This window comes from Cryobacterium sp. 10S3, assembly GCF_034344045.1.
Taxonomy (GTDB): Bacteria; Actinomycetota; Actinomycetes; order Actinomycetales; family Microbacteriaceae; genus Cryobacterium; species Cryobacterium glucosi.
The window spans coordinates 3,221,215-3,243,930 of the sequence record NZ_CP133773.1; the positions used below are offsets into that span (position 1 = coordinate 3,221,215).

20 protein-coding genes and 1 riboswitch are annotated in these 22,716 nt (G+C 67.9%); of the genes, 13 read left to right on the forward strand and 7 right to left on the reverse strand.

From position 1 onward, the window contains the following. Positions 1-202 precede the first annotated feature (202 nt). The 8 genes from RHM57_RS14975 (at position 203) to RHM57_RS15010 (ending at position 8,631) form a co-directional block, all read left to right on the forward strand. The gene (locus tag RHM57_RS14975) at positions 203-1,516 is read left to right on the forward strand and encodes an ABC transporter substrate-binding protein (protein WP_166787286.1); all 1,314 of its coding nucleotides are present in this window, start codon (positions 203-205) and stop codon (positions 1,514-1,516) included. Between the two features lie 65 nt (positions 1,517-1,581). Then, positions 1,582-2,541, forward strand: coding sequence for a carbohydrate ABC transporter permease (locus RHM57_RS14980; protein ID WP_134446821.1), 960 nt, complete (start codon positions 1,582-1,584; stop codon positions 2,539-2,541). Next, positions 2,538-3,458: a carbohydrate ABC transporter permease gene (locus RHM57_RS14985; RefSeq protein ID WP_134446819.1), complete on the forward strand. Its 921-nt coding sequence runs from the start codon at positions 2,538-2,540 to the stop codon at positions 3,456-3,458. Before RHM57_RS14980 ends, RHM57_RS14985 begins: the two co-directional genes overlap by 4 nt. A 48-nt stretch (positions 3,459-3,506) precedes the next feature. Further along, the gene (locus RHM57_RS14990; protein WP_134446817.1) at positions 3,507-5,012 is read left to right on the forward strand and encodes an alpha-N-arabinofuranosidase; all 1,506 of its coding nucleotides are present in this window, start codon (positions 3,507-3,509) and stop codon (positions 5,010-5,012) included. A 203-nt stretch (positions 5,013-5,215) separates the two neighbouring features. Further along, positions 5,216-5,851, forward strand: coding sequence for a LacI family DNA-binding transcriptional regulator (locus RHM57_RS14995; RefSeq protein ID WP_134446815.1), 636 nt, complete (start codon positions 5,216-5,218; stop codon positions 5,849-5,851). Between the two features lie 33 nt (positions 5,852-5,884). Beyond that, a complete protein-coding gene (locus RHM57_RS15000) occupies positions 5,885-7,270 on the forward strand; it encodes a GNAT family N-acetyltransferase (protein ID WP_134558045.1) in 1,386 nt (461 codons plus the stop codon). A 103-nt stretch (positions 7,271-7,373) separates the two neighbouring features. Then, entirely contained in the window at positions 7,374-8,261 is an 888-nt protein-coding gene (locus RHM57_RS15005; protein WP_322188504.1) for a DsbA family protein, read from the forward strand. A 10-nt stretch (positions 8,262-8,271) separates the two neighbouring features. Beyond that, positions 8,272-8,631, forward strand: coding sequence for a CHY zinc finger protein (locus RHM57_RS15010; RefSeq protein WP_322188506.1), 360 nt, complete (start codon positions 8,272-8,274; stop codon positions 8,629-8,631). Positions 8,632-8,723: 92 nt separating this feature from the next. On the opposite strand, the gene RHM57_RS15015 is transcribed toward RHM57_RS15010, so the two are convergent. Next, a complete protein-coding gene (locus RHM57_RS15015) occupies positions 8,724-10,988 on the reverse strand; it encodes a HelD family protein (protein ID WP_322188508.1) in 2,265 nt (754 codons plus the stop codon). Between the two features lie 96 nt (positions 10,989-11,084). Then, positions 11,085-11,158, forward strand: a riboswitch (cyclic di-GMP riboswitch). 19 nt (positions 11,159-11,177) lie between these two features. On the opposite strand from RHM57_RS15015, the gene RHM57_RS15020 reads away from it, so the two are divergent. Further along, a complete protein-coding gene (locus tag RHM57_RS15020) occupies positions 11,178-13,520 on the forward strand; it encodes a putative bifunctional diguanylate cyclase/phosphodiesterase (protein ID WP_134446807.1) in 2,343 nt (780 codons plus the stop codon). 117 nt (positions 13,521-13,637) lie between these two features. Here RHM57_RS15020 and RHM57_RS15025 read toward each other — a convergent pair whose 3' ends face one another. From RHM57_RS15025 to RHM57_RS15035, 3 genes are read right to left on the reverse strand one after another with little or no spacing between them, the layout of a single operon-like run. Beyond that, complete coding sequence (locus tag RHM57_RS15025) at positions 13,638-14,411, reverse strand: ATP-binding cassette domain-containing protein (protein ID WP_134446805.1); 774 nt, start codon at positions 14,409-14,411, stop codon at positions 13,638-13,640. After that, entirely contained in the window at positions 14,411-15,475 is a 1,065-nt protein-coding gene (locus tag RHM57_RS15030; protein ID WP_322188511.1) for an ABC transporter permease, read from the reverse strand. The genes RHM57_RS15025 and RHM57_RS15030 overlap by 1 nt, the downstream gene beginning before the upstream one ends. A 42-nt stretch (positions 15,476-15,517) precedes the next feature. Then, complete coding sequence (locus RHM57_RS15035) at positions 15,518-16,528, reverse strand: substrate-binding domain-containing protein (RefSeq protein ID WP_134446801.1); 1,011 nt, start codon at positions 16,526-16,528, stop codon at positions 15,518-15,520. A 146-nt stretch (positions 16,529-16,674) separates the two neighbouring features. On the opposite strand from RHM57_RS15035, the gene RHM57_RS15040 reads away from it, so the two are divergent. Beyond that, the gene (locus RHM57_RS15040) at positions 16,675-17,757 is read left to right on the forward strand and encodes a LacI family DNA-binding transcriptional regulator (protein ID WP_134446799.1); all 1,083 of its coding nucleotides are present in this window, start codon (positions 16,675-16,677) and stop codon (positions 17,755-17,757) included. Positions 17,758-17,764: 7 nt separating this feature from the next. On the opposite strand, the gene RHM57_RS15045 is transcribed toward RHM57_RS15040, so the two are convergent. Next, positions 17,765-18,241: a universal stress protein gene (locus RHM57_RS15045; protein WP_134446797.1), complete on the reverse strand. Its 477-nt coding sequence runs from the start codon at positions 18,239-18,241 to the stop codon at positions 17,765-17,767. Positions 18,242-18,398: 157 nt separating this feature from the next. On the opposite strand from RHM57_RS15045, the gene RHM57_RS15050 reads away from it, so the two are divergent. Next, complete coding sequence (locus RHM57_RS15050) at positions 18,399-19,283, forward strand: hypothetical protein (RefSeq protein ID WP_134446795.1); 885 nt, start codon at positions 18,399-18,401, stop codon at positions 19,281-19,283. A gap of 14 nt (positions 19,284-19,297) precedes the next feature. On the opposite strand, the gene RHM57_RS15055 is transcribed toward RHM57_RS15050, so the two are convergent. Beyond that, a complete protein-coding gene (locus tag RHM57_RS15055) occupies positions 19,298-19,855 on the reverse strand; it encodes a MarR family winged helix-turn-helix transcriptional regulator (protein ID WP_134446793.1) in 558 nt (185 codons plus the stop codon). An 85-nt stretch (positions 19,856-19,940) separates the two neighbouring features. On the opposite strand from RHM57_RS15055, the gene RHM57_RS15060 reads away from it, so the two are divergent. Continuing rightward, on the forward strand, positions 19,941-20,372 hold the full coding sequence (locus tag RHM57_RS15060; RefSeq protein ID WP_134446791.1) for an organic hydroperoxide resistance protein: 432 nt from the start codon (positions 19,941-19,943) through the stop codon (positions 20,370-20,372). A gap of 128 nt (positions 20,373-20,500) precedes the next feature. Here RHM57_RS15060 and RHM57_RS15065 read toward each other — a convergent pair whose 3' ends face one another. Then, a complete protein-coding gene (locus RHM57_RS15065) occupies positions 20,501-21,325 on the reverse strand; it encodes a hypothetical protein (protein ID WP_322188513.1) in 825 nt (274 codons plus the stop codon). Between the two features lie 524 nt (positions 21,326-21,849). Here RHM57_RS15065 and RHM57_RS15070 point away from each other — a divergent pair. Then, positions 21,850-22,713, forward strand: a complete 864-nt coding sequence (locus RHM57_RS15070) for a hypothetical protein (RefSeq protein ID WP_322188515.1) — start codon at positions 21,850-21,852, stop codon at positions 22,711-22,713. The last annotated feature ends 3 nt before the right edge of the window (positions 22,714-22,716 follow it).

The window sequence follows — 22,716 nt, forward strand, 5'->3', positions numbered from 1 at the left end:
TGGCAGGCGGTGGGCGGGATCCGGCCTGATCACGGCAGCCTGTGACGATCTGGGTCAGACCGCTTGACAAATCGATGTCCGCCTCGACAGAATCTAGTTACATCGTTTACTTACAACGATGTAAACGATGCGATCGGCTCAGCGGATCCCGTCGCCAATACCGAGACAAGGGTGTCTGCACACCGGGAATGGACCAACACAAGTGAAAAAGATTCTGGCAACGGGGGGCGTCGCCATCATGCTCGCCGCAACGCTCAGCGGCTGCTCAACCGGGGCGGCCGAAGCAAGCTGTCAAAACAAGATCGTCAACTCGGCCGCAACCGTGGTCAACGTCTGGGCGTGGTATCCCGAATTCGAATCGGTCGTCGACCTGTTCAACAACACGCATGACAAGGTGCAGGTCTGCTGGACCAACGTCGGTGCGGGCAATGACGAGTACACCAAGTTCTCGACGGCCATCGAGGCCGGCTCGGGTGCTCCCGATGTCATCATGCTCGAGACCGAGGTCGTGCAGAGCTACATCCCGCGGGACGCCCTCGCCGACCTGACGAGTTACACGGCCGACATCAAGCAGAACTACTCCGAGGGCGCCTGGGCCGACGAGTCCAGCGGGGCAGGCGTCTACGCCATCCCCGTCGACGGCGGACCGGTCGGCATGCTCTATCGCAAGGACATCTTCGACAAGTACGGCATCGCGGTTCCGACGACCTGGGAAGAATACGCGGCCGCCGCGCAGGCCCTCAAGGATGCCGGATCGACCTCGATGATCACCGACTTCGCCGGCAATGGCCGGGCATACCAGCAGGCGCTCTTCGCGCAGGCGGGCTCGATTCCCTATACCGTCGACGGAACGAACGTCACGGTCGACCTGAACGACGCCGCGAGCCTCAAGGTCCTCACCTACTGGCAGGACCTGGTCTCCAAGGGCCTCGTCGGCACAGAGGACGCGTCGACGACCGACTACAACACGCACCTCGTCGACGGCACATACGCTTCGACGATCGCGGCGGCCTGGCTGCCCGGCTACCTCGCCGGGTTCACCGGCGCCGAGAGCGGTGCCGTCTGGCAGGCTGCCCCGATCCCGCAGTGGGCAGGCGAAACGCCCAAGCAGGTCAACATCGGCGGATCGGCCTTCTCGGTGACGAGCCAGGCCAAGGACAAGGATGCCGCCGCGACCGTCGCGAAGGACATCTTCGGAACCGAAGAGGCCTGGAAGCTCGGCATTGAAAAGGCCGCACTCTTCCCGCTCTGGAAGCCGATCCTGACCTCCTCGTACTTCACCGATCGCGCCTACGACTTCTTCGGCGGCCAGCAGATCAACAAGGACGTCTTCCTCGCCGCCGCGAACGACTACAGCGGCTTCCAGGTCAGCCCGTTCCAGAACCTCGCGTACGACAAGCTCACCGAGGCCGTCAACTCGGTCTCGAGCGGTGCCGCCACGCCGGCGGATGCCCTCGCGACGTACCAGAAGGCCGTCACGGAGTACGCGACCTCACAGGGGTACACGGTCAAATAACCCGGACCCACGGTGGTCGGCCGGGCTCACGCACCGGCCGACCACCCGGCCCCTGGAAAGGAACAATGTTGTCCTCAACCATCGAGAGACGCTCCGTCACCCCGGACCGTGCTTTCCTGAAAAAACCCGGCCGGCTCGGATCGGGCGTCAGCGCCCGGCGTGCACGCTGGGGGTGGCTCTTCGTGGCCCCCTTCGCCGTCTTCCTGGTGCTCTTCCTCCTCACGCCCCTCGTCTACGCCTTCATCCTCAGCCTGCAGAACAAGACCGTGGCAACGGGCACGCACTGGGTCGGCCTCGACAACTACGCCAAGGCCTTCACCGATCCTCTCTTCCTCGAGGGCGTCTGGCTCGTCGTGCGGTTTTCGATCATCCTGATCCCGATCCAGATGCTCGTCTCGCTCGGCGCTGCCCTGCTGCTCGACTCGATCACGAGCCGGTTCTCCAAGTTCTCCCGGCTGATGATCTTCGTTCCCTACGCGGTTCCCGCCGTGATCGGCGCCCTGATGTGGGGCTTCCTCTACAGCCCGAGCTTCGGCCCCGCCGCGGAGGTCGCCGGCTGGTTCGGCCTCAACGCACCGCAGTTGTTGTCGCCGGACAACATCTTCGGCAGCCTCGTGAATGTCGTGACCTGGCAGTGGGCCGGCTACTACATGATCATCATCTACGCGGCGCTCCAGGGCATCGACACCTCGATCTATGAGGCGGCCAAGATCGACGGCGCCAACGCCTGGCAGACCGCGCTCCGGATCAAGATCCCGATGATCTCGTCCTCGCTCGTCCTGATCCTGGTCTTCGCCCTGATCGGAACCCTGCAGTTCTTCACGGAGCCCCAGATCCTGCGGAGCATGGCGTCGGGATCGATCACCGCCTCGTACACGCCGAACATCTACGCATACACGCTCGCGTTCTCCTATTCGCAATTCAACTACGCCTCGGCGATCTCATTCGCCCTCGGGCTCGTCGTCTTCGTGGGCTCCTATATATTCCTGCACTTCACGCGTAAAAAGAGCGGACTGAACTCATGACCGTGCTCGTTTCGACCACCTCACCGCGACCGGAGAAGCGGCGGTCCCATGCCTCCCGCGAGGCCAGCCGGGCCGGCGGGCGTCGCGTCCTGCCGCACCTCGTCCTCGTCGGCCTCATCCTCTATTTCGCGCTTCCGTTCTGGTGGCTCATCGTCGCGAGCACCAAGGACCAGGCGACGCTCTTCAGCGGCGACACGAGCCCGCTCTGGTTCGGGAAGTTCAACCTGATCGACAACATCCAGCTGTTGTTCACGTACTCGAACGGACTGTACTGGCACTGGCTCGGCAACTCGTTCCTCTACGCCCTCACCGGCGGCATCGGCGCGACCGTCATCTCGGTGCTCGCCGGCTACGGCTTCGCGCAGTACCGCTTCGCCGGGCGCACCCCGTTCTTCGCCCTGGTGCTCGGTTCGGTCATGGTCCCCGCGACGGCCCTCGTCATCCCGATGTTCGTGATGTTCAGCGCGACCCACCTGACGAACACGATGTGGGCGGTGATCCTGCCGTCCATGCTCAATCCCTTCGGCGTTTACCTGATGCGGGTCTACACCCAGGATGCGATCCCGGACGAGATGATCGACGCCGCAAGGATGGACGGGGCCGGCGAGTTGCGGATCTTCTTCCGCGTCGCACTCCCCCTGCTCCGCCCGGCCCTCGTCACCGTGCTGCTGCTCAGCGTCGTCGGCACCTGGAACAACTACTTCCTGCCGCTCGTGATGTTCTCCAACCCGAACCTGTTCCCCGTCACCGTCGGGCTCGGCGCCCTGCAGACCCAGGCCGGCGTCAACACCGGCGGGCAGTCGCTCTGGACCATCGTCATCGTCGGAGCACTGGTCTCCGTGATCCCGCTCATCATCGCCTTCCTCACGCTGCAGAAGTACTGGCAGGGCGGGCTCTCCCTCGGCAGCGTCAAGTAAGCATCCGCACCTCTTCCACTCATCTCGATTCCAAAGGACTTTCCTCGCGTGACACAGGCAACAATCGTCATCGACCGCTCAGCCGTCGTGGCACCCATCAACCGCCGGATCTTCGGTTCCTTCGTCGAACATCTCGGCCGGTGCGTGTATGACGGCATCTATGAACCCGGCCACCCGACCGCCAACGCCGACGGGTTCCGGCTCGACGTCGTCGACCTCGTCAAGGAGCTCGGCTCGACGACCATCCGCTACCCCGGCGGCAACTTCGTCTCCGGGTACAAGTGGGAGGACGGCGTCGGACCGCGCGCGGACCGACCGGTGCGCCGAGACCTCGCCTGGCACTCGCTCGAGAGCAACCAGGTCGGCCTCGAGGAGTTCGCCCGCTGGTGCGCCCTGACGGACTCCGAGCTGATGATGGCCGTCAACCTCGGCACCCGCGGCATCGACGCCGCCCTCGACCTTCTCGAATACGCCAACCAGCCCGACGGGACCGCGCTCAGCGAGCAGCGAATCCGGAACGGCGCGGTCGAGCCGTACGACATCCGGATGTGGTGCCTCGGCAACGAGATGGACGGACCCTGGCAGATCGGCCATATGTCTGCCGACGACTACGGGAAGATCGCGGCTCGCACCGCATCCGCCATGAAGACCGCGGACAAGAGCCTCGAGCTCGTCGTCTGCGGCTCCTCCGGTTCTGCGATGCCGACCTTCGGGGAGTGGGAGCGGGTCGTGCTCGAGCACAGCTACGAGTACGTCGACTACGTCTCCTGCCACGCCTATTACCAGGAGCGCAAGGGAGACCTCGCTTCGTACCTCGCGTCCTCCCTCGAGATGACCTATTTCATCGAGACGGTGAAGGCCACGGCGGACCACGTCAAGTACAAGCTCCGCAGCGAGAAGACCATCCAGCTCTCCTTCGACGAGTGGAACATCTGGTACCTCGACGAGCACCAGGCCTCGGAGGAGGTCAACGAGGAGTGGCGCCACGCGCCGCGGCAGCTCGAGGACGTCTACTCCGTCGCCGACGCCGTCGTGCTCGGCAACCTGCTGATCACGCTCCTGCAGAACCACGACAGGGTCGGATCCGCTTCTCTCGCGCAGCTCGTCAACGTCATCGCGCCGATCATGACCGAGCCGGGCGGGGCGAGCTGGCGCCAGACCACGTTCTTCCCGTTCTCGGTGACCTCGAGGCTCGCCCGCGGCGTCGTGCTGAAGCCCCGGATCGATGCCGGGACCTATGACACGGCCCTCTACGGTGCAGCGCCCCTCGTCGACGCCGTCGCGACCTTCGATGCCGAGACGGGCGCATCCGCCGTCTTCCTCGTGAACCGCAGCCAGACGGAGTCGATCGAGGTGTCGATCGACGTCTCCGGCCTCGACGCGACGCTCCTCACCGAAGCGGTCACCCTGCACGATGCGGATGTCTACGCCAGGAACACACTCGCCGACCAGAATCGGGTCGGCCTGAAGCCCCTCGACGGCGTGCTGCTCACCGAAGGGGTCCTCACCGTCATCCTGCCGCCGGTCTCGTGGTCGGCACTCGCGCTGAACTAGGTTCCGAACGCCCGGCAGCCACTGCCGGCAGGCAGAATTCCCCCCGGTCGCCCCGCAACCGGGGGGGAATTCCCGGTTCCGCAGGAGAGTCTCAGGCCCGCACACGCCTTCCCCGCGCCCGGCGTGCCACAATGACAAGCACCTGCCGAACCGCGACCCGAACCGCGAACCGGCCCGCCAGTCCCCAGGAAGGGGATGGACCGATGAGTCCGTCATCCAGGCTACCCACCCTGCTCGACGTGGCCACCGCGGCTGGCGTGTCCCTCGCCACCGCGTCGCGCGCCCTGAACGGCAGCACCCGCACCGTCAACGGGGACTACCGCGACCGGGTCTTCACGGCCGCCGCCCAGCTCGGCTACACTCCCAACCTCTCGGCGCAGGCCGTTGCCACGGGAAGCACCCGGACGGTCGCCCTTGTCGTCACCGACATCGCGGACCCGCGCGACGCATTCCTGGCATCCGGCGTGATCGACGCGGCAGCGGATGCCGGACTCACCGTCACGGTGACCGTCACGGCCGGCGATCCCGACCGTGAACTCGCACTCGTCCGATCCCTGCGCGGGCAGCGCCCCCGGATCCTGATCCTCGCCGGACCGCCGTCCCCCGATGACACGGACGGCACTCCGCTCACGGACGAGCTGCGCTCCTTCGAGGCCGGCGGCGGCCGGGTGATCGTACTCGGCGAGCGTTCCCTCGGCTTCGCGACCGTGCCACGCGGCGAGATCGGCTCCGAGGCGGGGCCGGAGTCCCTCGCCGCCATCGGCCGCGCGGCCGTCGCACGAGCGCTCGTCCCTCCGGTCCCCGGGCCCGGGACGCCAGCCGCGACCGTCGCGAGCTGACTCCGGCCGGTCCCCGGCCAGTACAGTAGGGCCGTGAACGACTACACGGCACCCGACTTCGCACGCACGCCCATCGACGAGGAATCGGCGGCCGTGCTCGCGATCGGCGGCCTCGAACTGCGCCTGATCGACGCCGCAGACACCGAGGCCCGGCGACACTGGCACCGCGCGACAGCGCGCGGCTTCCACGAGGGCGCGCCCGACGACAACGAACTTGTCCGCCGCCTGGCGAACACCGCAGGGGATCGCGTGACGGCCGTCCTCGACGCGACCGCTGCCGATCCGCTCACCCCGGTCGCGACGGTGCGGTCCTGGCCGATGGGCCTGAGCGTCCCCGGCGGCGGCACGCTGCCCGCCTGGGCGATCAGCTCGGTCACCGTCTCGCCGACGCACCGCCGCAGAGGCCTCGCCCGCGCCCTGCTCACCGCCGAGCTCCGCACCGCGCACGGGCTCGGCCTGCCACTCGCCATGCTCACCGTGTCGGAGGCCACTATCTACGCGCGATACGGGTTCGGGCCGGCCGCGCACCAGGCAAGCATCACCATCACCACCGGCGACGCCCGGCCGGCCCCGGCAGCCCCGACGGACATGGGGCGGCTGCACTTCGTCTCCCCCGAATCACTGCGCCACGACGCCCCGGCGATCTTCGAAGCCGCCAGAAGGCGCGGCGCCGGTGACGTCGACCGTCGCGACAGCCTCTGGGACCAGATCCTCGGACTCACGACCCCCGCGTTGGCCGAGCCGTCCGAGGCGGCAGCCCCGACCCCGACGACCGCCGCCACCCCGACGCGGCAGACGGTGCGCTTCGACGACCCGACCGGCCGACCGAAGGGATTCGCGGTCTACAGCGTCACGCTCGAGGGCGACGCCTACCCTGGTCGGCTCGACGTCGTCGACCTGGTCGCGGCGACCGACGCGGCATACACAGCACTCTGGCGCTTCCTGCTCGACCTCGACCTCATCGGAGAGGTCTCCGCCCCGCTCCGGAGTACCGCGGAGCCCCTCGTCTGGCAGCTCGAGAACCCGCGGGCCGTGCGCGCCTCCGCCGAACGCGACCACCTCTGGCTGCGCCTCCTCGACGTGCCTGCCGCACTCGAGCACCGCCGATACGCCGCACCCGGCGTCTTCCTCCTCGATGTCTCCGACGACCTCGGCATCGCAGGGGGCGAGTTCCTGCTCACTGTCTCTCCAGACGGTGCCGGCTCGGCGCATCCGCTCGCCGCGGGCGAGGCCACCCCGGCGGGAGCGGCCCACCTCAGCCTCTCGGTCGCCGCCCTCTCCGCCCTGTACCTGGGCGGCCCGAGCGCCGTCGTGCTGAGCCGCGCCGGCAGGGTCACCGAGCACACGGAGGATGCCGCGACGCAGGTCGACGCCGCATTCCGCTCAGGGCAGCCGCCGCACCTCAGCACCTGGTTCTAACCCTCCTCACAGCTGGCTCCCAGCCCGATGGCACGGGGCGTGGAGGTGGACGGCCTAACCTAGATTCGATAAGTCACTCGCGACGAAACGGTGTACAGGGTCTATGAACAGCAACCTCCCCGGCAAAGGCACGCCCCCGAAGAAGGACCGCCGCGATGCGGCACGGGAGAGCGCCCGCTTGATGCGTGAAGCCCAGCAGAAGAAGGACAAGCGAAACAAGCTGTTCCTGCGAGGCGGCATCGGTGCCGGACTGGTTGCGATCGCCGTCGTCGTCGCCCTCGTCATCGTGAACAGCAACGGCCCCGCGGCCGCCGGCCCGCTGAACATGGCCAGCGATGGGGTCCTGCTCACCGGCGACGGAACGACCATCACCGCCGTCCCGACGGCCGCCCTCGCCGCGGACGCCACGCCGGTCGCGACCGACCAGACCAAGCTCACGAGCACTGCGAACATCGTCGTCTACGCCGATTACCTGTGCCCCTATTGCGGCCAGTTCGAGACCACCAACGGCACCGCGATCAACTCCTGGGTCAGCGCGGGCAACGCGACGCTCGAGTACCACCCGATCTCCATCCTCGACGCCAACTCGGCCGGGACGAAGTACTCGACCCGGGCAGCGAACGCCGCCGTGTGCGTGGCCAACTACCAGCCCGCCGCATTCCCGGCCGTCAACGCCGCCCTGTTCGCCCAGCAACCCGCTGAGAGCACCGCCGGCCTGACGGATCAGGAACTTGTGAGCCTGGTCACGACCGCGGGAGCCACGGACGCCGGCATCACGAAGTGCATCACTGACGGTGCCTTCAAGTCCTGGGTCGGCAATGCGACCAAGCGCGCCCTCGCCGGCCCGCTGCCCAACTCGACGACCCTCACCAAGGTCGCCGGAACCCCGACCGTGCTCGTCAACGGCGTCGCCTACACCGGCTCCCTGACCGACGCGACGGTGTTCTCCACCTTCGTCCAGGACCAGGTCACCGCAGCCGCCAAGAAGTAGGCGGCCGCTGGTGCAGCCACCGGGCCGAAAACAGCTGGGCACGACCGACCTCGAGGTGTTCGGCGAGACCGTCGACGACGAGACGCGGTGCGTTCACTACAACACGGCGGCGGATGTCGTCGCGATCCGGTTCTACTGCTGCCGCCGGTTCTACCCCTGCCACCTCTGCCACGCCGCCGCGGCCGATCATGCCGCGCGGCAGTGGCCGGTCGAGCTCTGGGCGGAGCAGGCGATCCTCTGCGGAGCCTGCCTCCGCACCCTGAGCATCACCGACTACCGTGCCGCGACACGCTGCCCGCACTGCGCGGCGCCCTTCAACGACGGATGCCGGGCGCACGCCCACCTCTACTTCGAGGCTCCCAGCCCCTGACCCCGTTCTCCATCTGAAGTGTCGCAGATCGACGTTCCCGAGGCCCGGGAACGTCGATCTGCGACACCTCAGCGCCGTCAGCGCGTTGGGGGTCAGCGGGTGAGGCCGGCGGGCAGCGCGGAGTTCAGGTCGGCGACGAGGTAGAGGCGTTGCGTCGCGCGGGTCATGGCGACGTACAGCGATCCGGCCCCGCGCTCCGAGGCGGCCACGATGCCTGCGGGATCCACGACGATCACGGCGTCGAACTCGAGGCCCTTCGCGTCGCGAGGCCCGACGAGTGCGATCTCCCTGCCGAGCCCGAGGGCGCCGAGACCGACCTTGTCCCCGAACTCCGCCGAGAGCTCCGCCCCGACGGCTTCAAGCGCCGCATCGGCAGCGATCACGGCGAGGGTGCCGCCCGCACGCAGCGCGCGCTCGCGGTGAACCGCTGCCGCGACATCCGCTTCGACGGTTATCGGCCACTCACTCGCGCGAACCGCCCGCGAGGGCGTCACCGGCAGCCCGTGCGCGATCGCCATCTCCTCGGCCGCGGTCGCGATCTGGCGGGGTGTGCGATAGTTCACGGTCAGTTCCTCGAGGCGCCAGCGCCCGGCCTCGAGGGAGGCGTCGAGGATGGGCGCGAGGGCCTCCTTCCAGCTGCCCGATGCCGAGGCGGATGCGGCCTGCGCGATATCGCCGACGACCGTGAACGACCGGCGCGGCCCCCGGCGCAGCAGCAGCCGCCACTGCATCGGCGAGAGTTCCTGCGCCTCGTCGACGACGACGTGGCCGTATGTCCAGGTGCGGTCGACGGCCGCACGCTCGGCGGTCGTGGCCCGGTCGCCGAGCTCGGCGAAGTTGTCTGCCAGGGCGCGCGCGTTGACGAGACCCTTCACGTCCATGTTCGCGATTGCGAGTTCGGCATTCTCGATGTCGCGTTTGCGCTGTTCCTTCTGCTCGCGCTTCTGGGCGGCGTCGACGACGTTGTACTCGCCGAGGTGCTCGGCCGCCTCATCGAGCAGCGGGATATCGGCGATCGTGAACTCGGCGTCCCTGGCCCGGTGCAGGAGCGCCCTCTGCTCCGCACTCCAGCCCGGGGTGAGCTCGGCGAGCCATTGCGGGCGTGCGTAGAGATCCTGCACGAGCTTCTCGGGGGTGAGCGGCAGCCACGCGGTGTTGAGCGCGACGCGCACGTCCTGGGCGAGCCGCAGGTCTTCGCGCAGCATCGGCAGGTCGGACTCGTCCATCGAGGCGCCGCCCTGCTGCAGCTGGCGCAGCCAGTCGCGCGCGAGCGCGCCGATCGCGGTCTTCACGAAGGTGACCCTCGCGAGGTTGTGCGGCTTGCCGCCCTCGCGCGCCTTGGCGATCGCGTTCGCCACGAGCTGCGGGGCCAGGGTGATCTTGTCGCCGTTGACCTCGAGCTGACGGGTCCCCACCGGGATCCGCTGCCGGGAGCGCACCGCATGGGCGATGAGCGCGGCCATGAAAGCCTGGCCCTTGAGCGCCGCGACGGCGGGGACGTCCTCGCGGGTCGCCTCGACGCCCGGGTACAGCTGTCCAACGCTTGAGAGAACCACCCCGGTCTCGCCGAGCGACGGCAGCACCGCCTCGATGTACTGCAGGAACGAGCGGGACGGCCCCACGATGAGCACCCCGTTGTGCTTCAGGCGATCGCGATGCGTGTAGAGCAGGTACGCCGCACGGTGCAGCGCGACGGCGGTCTTCCCCGTGCCCGGCCCGCCCTGGACGACGAGCACTCCGGCGAGGTCAGAGCGGATGATCCGGTCCTGTTCCGCCTGGATGGTCGCGACGATGTCGGGCATGTGCCCGGTGCGCTGGGCGGTCAGCGCGGAGAGCAACGCTCCCTCCCCCTGATGTTCTGAGGGTTCTCCGCCGAGGCGTTCGGCGTCGAGGATCTCGTCCTCGATCCGGATGATGGTCCGCCCCCTGGACTGCAGGTGGCGCCTGGCCCTGGCTCCCAGCGGGGTCGCGGCCGTCGCCTGGTAGAACGCGCTCGCCTGCGGCACCCGCCAGTCGAGCAGCATCGGCTGCAAGTCTTCGTCGCGCAGCCCGACCCTGCCGATGTAGCGGAACACGGAGTCGCCGCTCGCGTCGTCCGCGGCCAGTTCGAGCCGGCCGAACGCCAGCCGGTCGTCGATCTCCCGCAACTGCACGATCCGGTCCTCGTAGAGGCGCGCAAAGGTGTCCCGCTCGGAGCGGGTCTGATGATTTCCGCCGACGTCGAGCAACCGCACCGCCGTCAGCTGGTCCTCGGCCTCCCGTTGCAGCGCGTCCAGACGCGCGTACAGCGTTGCCACGTAGTTCTGTTCCCGTTCAAGCTCCAGGTCGACCACCGAAACACCCCTCAAATCCGACATTCGAGTTTACCCGACACGGATGGGTGCTCCTTCCGGCCAGGCCCCCCGAACGCGGAGGCTAGGCTGGCCCTGTGTGAAAACGCTTCAAATATTGCGGTCTCATACAGGCACACCCGTCGAAAGGCGGGGTCGCAAAGGCACGGGACCTTCGGGTTCGCCGGCCTACACACTGACAGGACCCGGCCTCGCATGACCGCGATACAACAACATCACTTCTTCACCGCGCTGTGGAATCCGTTCCGCCGCCCGGATTGCATGACGGAGGGCACCCGGTGGCTCTTCACGTGGTTCGCGGTGGCCTCAGTTCTGCTCACCGTTCCGATCATCGTCGCCTCGGACACCAACGGAGTTCTCCTGGTCGCGCTCACGGCCGCGGTCGCCCTGATCGCCTCGTGGTGTTCCGCGTTCATCCTCAGAAGGATTCCGCTCGCACTCGACCTGATCGACTTCGTCGCGTTCGTGGCGCTCGCACTGACACTGCCCGACCCGATGATCGTCCTCGGGGTCATGTTCGGGGCCATCTGGTTGCGCGGACTCTACGGTTCCACGGCGAGGTCATTCATCCGCTGCTCGCTGTATTCGCTTGCACTCGTCATCACGGTCGTGCTGTGGGTTCCGGTCAACGGGTCCGCAGCGATGACGCCACCGGTGGTGGTGCTCGGCACTATTCCGACCCTGTTCCTCACCGTCGTGATCGTGCGGCAACTGAGCATGGTGCTGGTCTCCCGCGAACAGTCGATGCGACGCGACCGTGAGCTTTCGGCGACTGGAACCCTGCTCCTCGGAGTCATCGACGAGGCGGATATCTTGGTCATCGGCTGGGCTGCGACGCAGGAACTCTGCCTCGCCACCCCCGGACTGCGCGTCCTGCGGGTCATGCGCGACGGCCCTGTCCTGCGCGTCGACGGCGCGACCGGCCAGTTCGACTCGCTGCCTGCGCAACTGCCCGGCACCGTCATCACGTCTGCCTCCAATGGAAAAGACGCCAGCGCGACCGACGTCGACTCCCTCCCACTCGATGCAGCCGTCGGCACCCCCCTGGCGTGGGCCTGCCTCGCCTCGAATGCCCAGGCGAATACGTGGATTCTTGTGGGAGCCCCCGGCACGATCCCGGCGGAGGCCCTCGTTTCGGTCCGGGCGCTCTCCAACCAGGTCTCGCTCGCCCTCCGCAACAGTACGGTCCAGGGGGAGCTCACGGTCCAGGTCAGTTCGGACCCGCTTACCGGTCTCAACAACCGTGCGTCGTTCATGGCCAAGCTCACCGCGATCCTGGGCACGGTAGACGATGCCAGCGGCGTCCACATCTTCTTCCTCGATCTCGACGATTTCAAGGACGTCAACGACCTTCTCGGACACCGGGCCGGAAACGAACTCCTCATCGAGGTCGCCGAGCGGATGCGGTCAAACACCGGGAGCAATGCCATCTGCGCCAGGCTCGGTGGCGACGAGTTCGCCATCATCCTGGCCGGCAAGAGTGATTCCGATGCCCTCTGCATCGCCACAGCCCTGGGCAGGTCGATCGCCGAACCGGTGACCCTCGAGCGGAACACCGCGCAGGTCGGCGTCAGCATCGGCATCGCCACAGCAGCAGCAGGGATCGACATCGAGGATCTGGTGCACCAGGCGGACGTGGCGATGTACGCGGCGAAGGCCAATGGCAAGAACCGCGTCCAGGTCTTCGAGCCTGGCCTCCTCCGCGTGGACAATCCCAGGGTCACCTTCGAATGGCAGCTCGCGGCCGCGGCGGCCGCCGACGAGCTCGTCGTGCACTACCAGCCCATCCTCGATCTCCCCGGGCTGCAGTGCACCGCCGTCGAGGCCCTCGTCCGCTGGCAACACCCGGAACGCGGCCTGCTCTTCCCCGGTGACTTCATCGACATCGCCGAGCGGACCGGAGCGATCATCGGTATCGGCGCTTTCGTGATGCGACGCGCCTGCCTCGACGCCGCGGCATGGCGGACGGCCAATCCTGGAGCGCCGATGGCCGTGCACGTGAACGTTTCGGCCCACGAGCTCGACCGCGAGGGGTTCGTCGACTCGATCATCGGCTGCCTGGCCGACACCGGGACCCTCGCGAAGGATCTCATCATCGAACTCACCGAGACCGTCGTACTGGACTCCCCCGCCGCGATCGGTCGCCTCCGCGCGATCGGAGCGCTCGGCGTCGGGATCGCAATCGACGACTTCGGCACGGGCTATGCCTCCCTGACGTCATTGCGCGCGCTCCCCGTCGACATCGTGAAGATCGACATGAGTTTCGTCGCCGGCGCGGTGTCCAATCCCTTCGACCGCTCCGTCATCGAGGCGATCGTTCGGCTGTGCGCCCAGCTCGGCGTCGCGACGGTCGCAGAGGGCGTTGAGCGGCTTGACCAGCAACGTCTCCTCGAGGCCCTCGGCACGGGTGGGGTGCAGGGCTACCTCTATTCGCGTCCCCTGTCCGCCGCAGACCTGACCGCCTGGCTGGAGGCCAATCGCGCCGCAGCGGGCGGGGCGGAAACGGATGTCGGGGGTTTGCTCCGCACGAGCGTCTGAGACCAGCGCGCACGGTCTCAGGACACGAAGACGGCCCCCGGGCGGAGCACTGCGAGTGTCTGCAGTGCGCCGCCAGGGGGCTGCTTCGTTTGCTTCCCGGAGCGTCCGACCGGCGGGTCAGTCGCCCTCGACCCTGACCGTCTGGATGGTTCCGGTGAGCACACCGATCAGGCGATCCCCGTCGAATTCCGAGGTGGGGGCATCCATGACGATCTTGCCGAGCCGCAGCACGACGACCCGGTCGGTGACCTCGAGCACATGAGGCAGGGTGTGCGAGATGAAGATCACGCCGAGCCCCTTCGCCTTCGCGGCCTTGATGACATGCAGCACCTCGCCGGCCTGCCGTGCACCGAGGTGGTTGGTCGGCTCGTCGAGGATGATCACACGGCGCGCCCACGCCACGGCGCGGCCGATCGCCACGGCCTGGCGCTGACCGCCGGAAAGCTGGGACACCGGGCGGTCGGATGCCGGAACGGCGATCCCGACGCGCTCGAGGTCCTCGTGGGCGTCGTGCTCCATCTCCTTGCGGGCCAGGAAGCCCATCGTGCCGAAGATTCCCTTGACGGTCTTCTCCCGGCCGAGGAACACGTTCTGCGACACCGTCAGGTGCGGGGCGAGCCCCGAGTCCTGGTAGAGGGTTTCGACGCCGGCCTCGAGCGCCTCCCGGGGCGAACCCCAGGTGCGCTCGACGCCGTCGAGGTAGATCTTCCCGCCGTTGGGCTGGTGAGCCCCCGAGAGGACCTTGACGAGCGTCGACTTGCCCGCGCCGTTGTCGCCGACCAGGCCGAGCACCTCGCCGGCGTGCAGCTTGAGGCTCGCACCATCGAGGGCGACGACCGACCCGTAGCGCTTGGAGACGTTCTTGACTTCGTAGATCACTTCGCCGGTCATTATTTTCTTCCGTTCTTGCTCTGCAGCGTCTGCGCAGCGACGGCCGCGGCGATCAGGATGGCCACGACGACCTTCTTCCAGTCGGGTGCGACGCCGACCATGATCAGGCCGGACTGCACCGTGAAGAGGATGAGCGCACCGAGCACGGTGCCCCAGATCCGGCCGATGCCCCCCATCAGGGATGCGCCGCCGATGACGACCGCGGCGATGGCGTCGAGTTCACGCCCCGTTCCCGATGACGGCGAGCCGGCACCGAGGCGCAGGTAGACGTACATCCCGGCGAGGCCCGCCAGGGCCCCGGAGAGCGCGTAGACCAACGTCAGGTGTCGTTCGACGTTGATGCCCGCGCCGCGGGCAGCGAAGGTGTTCGAGCCGATCGCGTAGGTGTAGAGGCCGAACCGCGCCTTGTGCAGGAACAGGCCGGCGATGGTCACCCCGACGATCACGACGATCAAGGCCCACGACAACGGGTTCACCTTCGGGTCCATCGCGGCGATGAGGTCGAAGTTGTTGGCCGAGCCGATGGGCTGCCCGCTCGAGATGATCACGGAGAGCCCGAGGGCGGCCCCCATCGTCGACAGGGTCGCGATGAACGGGACGATCCGGAGCTTGTTGATCAGGAAGGCGTTGGTCAGGCCCACGAGGAGCCCCACTCCCACCGACACCAGGGTGCCGATGAGGAGCGGGCCCGACGCGTCCGCGCCGGACACCGTCTGGTCGACCGTGAGGACGTTCGCCATCGTCCAGGCCGACACGACTCCGCTGAGACCGATGACGGCCCCGACCGAGAGGTCGATTCCACCGCTGATCACGACGAAGGTCTGGCCAACTGCAATCAGGACGACCGATCCCCAGTCTGTGAGGATGTTGCTGGCGGTCAGTGCGGAGAAGAACTTGGGCTCCAGCACCGAGAAGACGACGACGAGGAGGACCATCACGCCGATCAGGATGGTGCTCTGGTTCGACGCGAGGGTGCTGATCCGCGCCGTGAGAGCGAGCGGAACCGGCTTCTGTTCCGCCGGAACGCCCGGTTTCCGCGCAGTGGTTTGATTGCTGTTGGTCATGATGACTCCCTGGCTCTTTTCGTGAAGTACGGGAAGCGTCAGTTACTTGACGTAGGTGTACTTGGCGAAGTCAGCGTCAGAGGTCTTGGAGTCGAGGACGACGTTGGGGATGACGACCTCGTGCTCGGTCGCCGTCTTGCCGGTGTTGATGAATTCGACGAGGGTCTTGATGGCCAGGCGAGCCTCGGCGGCCGGGTCCTGGGCGACGAGGGCAGTGAAGATGCCCGACTTGATCTTGGCGACGTTGTCCGGGTATGCGTCGTAGCCGACGAGGCCGATCTTGCCGCTGAGGCCCTTCGACTCGAGCGCGGCGGCCGCGCCGGAGGCGTTCGTGCCGTCGATCGCGAAGATGCCGTTCAGGTCCGGGTACTTGGTCAGCCAGTTGCTCACGTTCGTGGCAGCCGTCTCCGGGTTGGACTCGGAGTAGGCGACGTCGACGATTTCCACGCCGGGGTACTTCGCGGCGACCTGGGCCTTGAAGCCGTCGAGGCGGCTCACGTTGGTCGTGGCGGTGGCACTGGTGAGTCCGACGACGACCTTGTACGAGCCGCCGGACTTGTAGCCGATCTGGGTCGCGAGCGCGTCGGCGGCCTTGGAACCGCCGTCGGCGTTGTCGCCGGTGATGAAGCTGACGACGTCCTTGAGGTCGGAGACGTGGGTGTCGACGTTGACGACGGGGATGCCGGCCGCTGTGGCCTTGGCAACCGAGGCCTGCAGGGCCTTCGGGTCGGTCGGGATGAGCACGAGGCCGGTGGGCTGCTGGGCGAGCACGGCGTCGACGATCGGGATCTGCGTTTCGGCGGAGTACTTGGCCGGGTCGCCCTGCCAGATGAGCTTGACGCCCTGGGCCTTGGCCTCCTCCTCGGCGCCGACCTTCATGGCCTGGAAGAACGGGTCGGACTCTGCGCCCATCACGAAGGCGATGGTGATGTCCTTCTTTTCGGTCGCCGTGGTCGCGCTTCCCGTGCTCGCGGTTGTCGAGCACGCGGCCAATGACATGGCGAATGCGGCTACGACGCCGACGGTGGTGATCGCTCGGAACGAACGCTTCATGGAGGTCTCCTTTGACACATAGGTGCACTGCAATTGCGACTGCACACGCCGTTTGCGAGATCGTTCTCGCAAACTTGTATAAGATTGCAGCACACAGCACCGCGGCGCAAGCCTGTTCGGTAACGTTTCGATTACGAGGATTGTTCATGGTTGAACGACGAAGTCACGCTCCGACGATCATCGACGTCGCAGAGCACGCCGGCGTCTCCCGCGCCACCGCCTCCCGGGCCCTCTCCGGGTATGGGCGCACGTCCGCAGCCACCGTGGAACGCGTCCGTCGCGCAGCAGACGAGATCGGCTACCGCCCCAATGAACTCGCCAGGGCCATGCGCGCCGGGTCGACCAGCACGATCGGACTCGTGGTCATCGCAGACTTCACGAACGCATTCTTCGACCGCGCCACCAAGTCCATCGTCGATGCCGCGCGAAAACGCGGGTACCAGGTCCTGATCAGCAACACCGACGAGGACCCGGACGTAGAGCGAGGGGCCATCGAAACCCTGCTCGAGAAGCAGGTCGACGGCCTCATCGTGTTCCCCTCCGCAATCGGCCACAGCGAGCACCTCGAGGCCGGAAACCTGGGCGGACGCCCGCTCGTGCTCGCCGACCGTCGCCTGGACGATCTCGGCGTCACCACGGTCACGACTGACGACTTCACCGGCACGCGGGAGGCGGTCCGCAATGCCGTCGGCCTCGGGCACGCCCGGCTCGGCTTCCTGATCACGGCCGCGAACATCGCAGGCCAGACCACCGCACGGCCCCCCGCACTGATCTCGAGCGTCAGGGACCGTGCCGATGGTTTCGCCGCCGGAGCGGCCGACGCGGGCATCCCTCCCGAAGACCAGGTCTGGCATTTCAGCGAAGACGTCCCCGAGTCATCGGAGGCCGCGGTCGCAGAGATGCTCGACCTGGCCTCCCCACCCACGGTCATCTTCACCTCCAACAACGACATGGCGCTGTCCGTGCTCAAGGTCGCGGGTTCGCGGGGGCTCGCGATCGGACGCGAAGTGTCTCTGGTCACGGTCGACGACAGCCCGTGGGCGGCATACATGGTCCCGGGGATCACCGTCGTCGCGCGCCCGGTCGAGCAACTCGGAGAGCTCGCCGTCGAACGGCTCGTGGCCGAGATCGAGTCACCGGGTCAGCCGGTCGAGGACATCCAACTCCCGACGGAACTCATCCCCCGGGCGTCGGTCGCCGACCTCAGGAGCCCCGCGGCCGGACGCTAGGGGCCGCTCAGGCCGGTACGCCGGGCCGCACCACGAGCACAGGGCAGTCCGCGTGTCGCACACACTGTTCACTGACCGACCCGAGCAGCATCCCGGCGAGGCCGCCGCGCCCGCGGGAGCCGACCACCAGCATCCGTGCGCCGCGGGAAACGCTGATCAGGCAGCTGAGCGGCGTCGCGTACGCCGCCCGGTACTCGACGGGCACTCCCGGATGCTGCGCCGCGATCGGCCCGGCATCGGCCTCGAGCTTCTCCCGTACCGCGCCGGCGTAGTCGGTGAGGGGCGAAACGTAGCCGAACTTCCAGTCGGCCGGGCGTGGAGCGGTGTCGATCGACCAGGCCCGGACGACGACGACGGATGCGCCGAGCGGCCCGGCGAGGTCGAGGGCGACCGCGAGCGCATGGTTCGCATAGTCGGAGCCGTCGTGCCCGACGACGATACTGCCGGTGGGAGCTGGAGACTGGTCTGCATCGATGCCTGACATGCTCCCACGCTACTCCCGGCAAAGGGGGCGCGACGGAAAACACCCCCGACCGCGAGAAGAACCGTCGCGGCCACCCCGCACCGTCAGCCCCGCGTCAGCCCTGGCGCTGGCACCTCTCCGGCCCCGATCGTTTGCCGGGCCCGGTTAGGGTGGAGTCATGCCTCTCCGCGCCTCCCAGCGACGAATCCTCATCGCCGTCGCGACGGTCGCCGCGATCGTGGCCGGCGGCTTCCTCGTGCGCTCGGTCGTCGTGCCGCGGACGGCGCCCTCCGATCCCGCCGTCTTCGACGCCGGCGCCCTGATCAGTGACTACAACTTCTTCAACCCCAATGCGATGACGACCGACGAGGTGCAGTCCTTCCTGGAAGGCCGGAACTGTGTGCGACGCGACGAGTCGCCGTGCCTCTGGGAGTACCGCGAGTCGACCGTGTCCGAACCCGCGCAGGGCCCCGGACACTGCGCTGCGTACGCGGGCGAGCCGAACGAGCGTGCGAGCACGATCATCGAGAAGGTCGCCGAGGCCTGCACGATCAGCCCGCGGGTTCTCCTCGTGCTGCTGCAGAAGGAACAGTCCCTGCTGACCCGGCCCAGCGCATCCGGATACCTGCGGGCGACGGGCTACGGCTGCCCGGATACCGCCGACTGCGCCGCGGAGTACTTCGGCTTCTTCAACCAGGTCTACCGGGCCGCGTGGCAGTTCCGGCAGTACACCCAGGAGCCCGAACGCGCCTACAAGGTCGGCGCGGTCAGCGTCGCGTACAACCCAGACGCCGCGTGCGGCGCGGCTACGGTTCAGATCCGTAACCAGGCCACGGCGAACCTGTACAACTACACCCCGTACCAGCCGGATGCCGCGGCACTCGCCGACACGAACGGCGACGGCGGCGGATGCTCGACGCACGGAAACCTGAATTTCTGGCTGTTCTACAACACCTGGTTCGGATCCTCGCTGAGTGAACCGTACCCCTCCGTGTTCGCGTCCTGCCTCAATCTCGTCGGCGGGCAGCCGTGCCCCCGCACCGAGCTGATCCCGACGGCGTGAGCGGCGCCGGGAGGTCAATCCCCCGCAGCGGCAGCGCCGCGGGAACGCCGGAACGCCGACCGCTTCGGACGTGACCGCAGCTGCGCGCGCACGTCGCCGAGGATCTCGGTGACGGTCGCGAGTTCCTCCGGCCCGATGCGGTCGAAGAGCATCTCACGCACGAGCGTGACGTAACCAGGTCCGCCGGCGGCGAGTGCCGCCCGGCCCGCTGCGGTGATGTGCGCGATGACGGAACGTTCGTCGCCGGGTGACGGGCGTCGCTCCACGAGCCCGAGGGCCTCGAGCCGGGCGACCTGGTAGGTGAGCCCGCTGCGGGACACCGTCAGCGCGTCCGCGATGTCGGTCATCCGCAACCGCCCCTCTGGCGCTTCGAGGAGCCGGAGCAGGATCTCGAACTGGGCGAGGGTCAGGCCCACGGCATCCCGCAACTGGCGGTCTGCGGCGAACTGCACGATGTTCGCGGTCTCGACGATGGCCGCCCAGGCGCGCATCTCCGCGGGCGACACACTCGGGGCCGCGCCGATCCGCTCAGGATCGCCCGGATTCGCACCGCCCGACGGGGGAATACTCACGACTCGCTCCTAGTTGTTTCGAATACGAAGCACTTCCACAAGGGCCACCCCCAGTCTGCCCCGGCCCACCATGAAAGAAGACACAATGAGCACCGCCGTCTACACCGCATCCGCCACTTCCTGGGGCGGACGAACGGGCAAGGTCGTCACGAGCGACAACAAGCTCGACCTCGACCTGTCCATTCCGGCCGAAATGGGCGGCGACGGCGGCGCGGGCACGAACCCCGAGCAGCTCTTCGCGAGCGGCTGGGCGGCGTGCTTCCACAACGCGCTCAAGGGCGTCGCCCGCCAGCGCAAGGTCAACGTCACCGACTCCGCCGTCTCGCTCGAGGTGCACCTCGTCGGCGGAATGGCCACCGGCTTCGACTTCGAGGTCACGATCGAGGCCCAGCTGCCCGGCGTCGACCCCGTCGTCGCCCAGGAGATGCTCGAGGCGGCCCACCAGGTCTGCCCGTACTCCCGCGCCACGCGCGGAAACATCCCGGTGACTCTCGTCGTCATCCCCGACGAGGACTGACCCCCGCCGCGCCCCCGCGCCCCGAGCGCATCGCCGAGCGCGGGTCTTCCGCCGCCACGCGGGTGGTCGACCACCCGCGTGGCGGCGGAACGCCCGCGCTCGGTCCGGCGGGCGAGCGGATGCGCGCGTCAGCGCCGGTGGTGGATCCGAACCTTCGCCGGCGCCGGCGTGGGAGTCGGAGTCGGGGTGAGAGTGGCCGTCGGCGTCGGCGTCGGCGCAGGCGCCACGACCACGGGCGCCACGGGCGCCGTGGCACCGAGGCCGAGGAAGGTCGCGTCGAACGAGTTCAGGTCGACGAGGACGCCGTTCAGGTTGTGCTCGAACTTCTGCTGCACGCCGATCCGCGGATTCGCGGCGGTGTTCCAGCCGCCGTATGACACCGCAGCGGGCGCGCCCGTATCGGCGAGCCAGCCGCTGTAGTTCACCGCACCGGCATTGGTGTCCCAGAGCGGCACGTCGGCGAAGGCGCCGCTGTTGTTCATGATGCTCGGCCACATCCCCGAACCGCTGTAGATCACCGGCCGCACACCCATCGCGCGCACCCCGTCGACCATCGCGCGGGTGACCGGCGGGCTGCCGCTCTCGACGTCGAGAGCGAAGAACTGCAGTTGCGACTGGTACGGGCCGGCCGCGGCGATCCCGCCCTGCCAGCACGTCGCATCCCGGGTGTAGACGGCGATCTTGAGGCCGGCGTCGAGCGCCATCTTCAGCTGGGCCTGTGTGTGCTCCCAGGGGGCGCAGCTTCCCCACGCTGTCGAGTGCATCACGTAGAGACGGATACCCTCGTTGTACGCCTGTGTGAACCAGGCCGGGTCCGTGATGATGTTTGCGGAGTCGACGACCTTGACGGACGACGGCGTCGCCGCCTGGGCGGAAGAAACGTTCGTGGGGGCGATGAGGCCGAGTATAGCCAGCGAAAGCGCAAGCGCTGCCGCCAGGTGATTCTTGTTCATTTAAGGGGACTCCGAAGTACCAGATCGTGGTGCTGAACCCGGTAACTCCAGTGTCAAATCACTTCAGTGTCGCGCGTACGTCGCCGGAGCTGACTGTTCGTCAGACTCAACGGGTGGAACCAGGTAATGAGATATTCTGTCTATGGTGACACATCCTCACGTTGAGCACTAGTCCCCCAACGAGGGACACGCTGCGGCCGCCGACTCAGCCGAGAGCGTAATTCCTGCACCGCCGGGCCCGGACCCGGTGTCGCCATCCACGGAGAGTCGCGCGCTTGGACCGGCCCCGGAAACGCCCGGTGAGAGCGGCAACCTGACCCTGGATGCCTGCCGGACGACGGCCGACATCGGGCGGGAAGTCCTGGCAGCACTCATCCGTCTCCTGGGCCGGGCACCCAGCAGACACGGAGGGTCTGGCCGACCCGGCTGCCTAGACTCGCCACGTGCTGCCGGCATCGGTTCGCCATCCGGGCCCGCCCTGGATTGCACCCACCGTCGGCCGCACGCAATCGAAAGGAATAACTGTGACCCAGAACAAGAACTCCTCGGCTACCGCCACCTCTCGAAAGAAGCGCCTCACGATCGGCGCCGCCTCCGTGCTCGCCGCGGGTGCCCTGCTCGGCACCGGCATGCAGGGAGCAACGGCCAGCCCGTTGGGCGGAACCGCCGAACCGGGCACCCCGTCGACCCCGTCGGCATCCGCCCCCGCTACCCCGGGCGCCTCGTTCTTCAGCTCCGTCGCGCACGAGCTGCGCGGGGACCTCGCGCACGGACGGGACTTCGGCGAGAAGGCCCAGAAGGTCGCCGCGACGATCTCCGATCACGCCGAGCTCTTTGCGAGCCTGCCTGCGAATCTGCAGGCCGACCTGACCACCCTCACGCAGGCCTCGGACGGGGACCGCACCGCCGCCGCCGAATTCATCGCCACGTCGGCTCTCGCCGGGAACTATGGCGGGCAGGCGCAGGCGCTCGCCGTTGCGATCCAGGCTGACCCGGAGCATCCGCTGCGCGCCGCCCTGCACGCAGCGCTCGAGGGCAGCCTCGACGCCGGCACCCCCGGCGCCGGCGCCGGCGCCGACACCGCGACGGACACCACGGACGCGGGTCCCGCCGTCACCAAGCTCGCCCTGAGCCTTGTCGACAACCCCGCCCTGTTCGACAAGCTCCCGGTCGAGCTGCAGAGCGCCCTGACCGCGCTCAAGGCACTGCCGGCGGAGCAGCAGGATGCCGCTGCCCAGCAGATCGCCACCGACGCCGGGACCGGGACCTACGGCCCGGAGATCCAGAAGATCGCCGAGCACCTGGCACACGGCGCAGCGCAGGACACGGGGCACGACGCATCGGGGCACGACGCTTCGGGCCACGCCGACGCCACGGCCGCCCACTAGCCG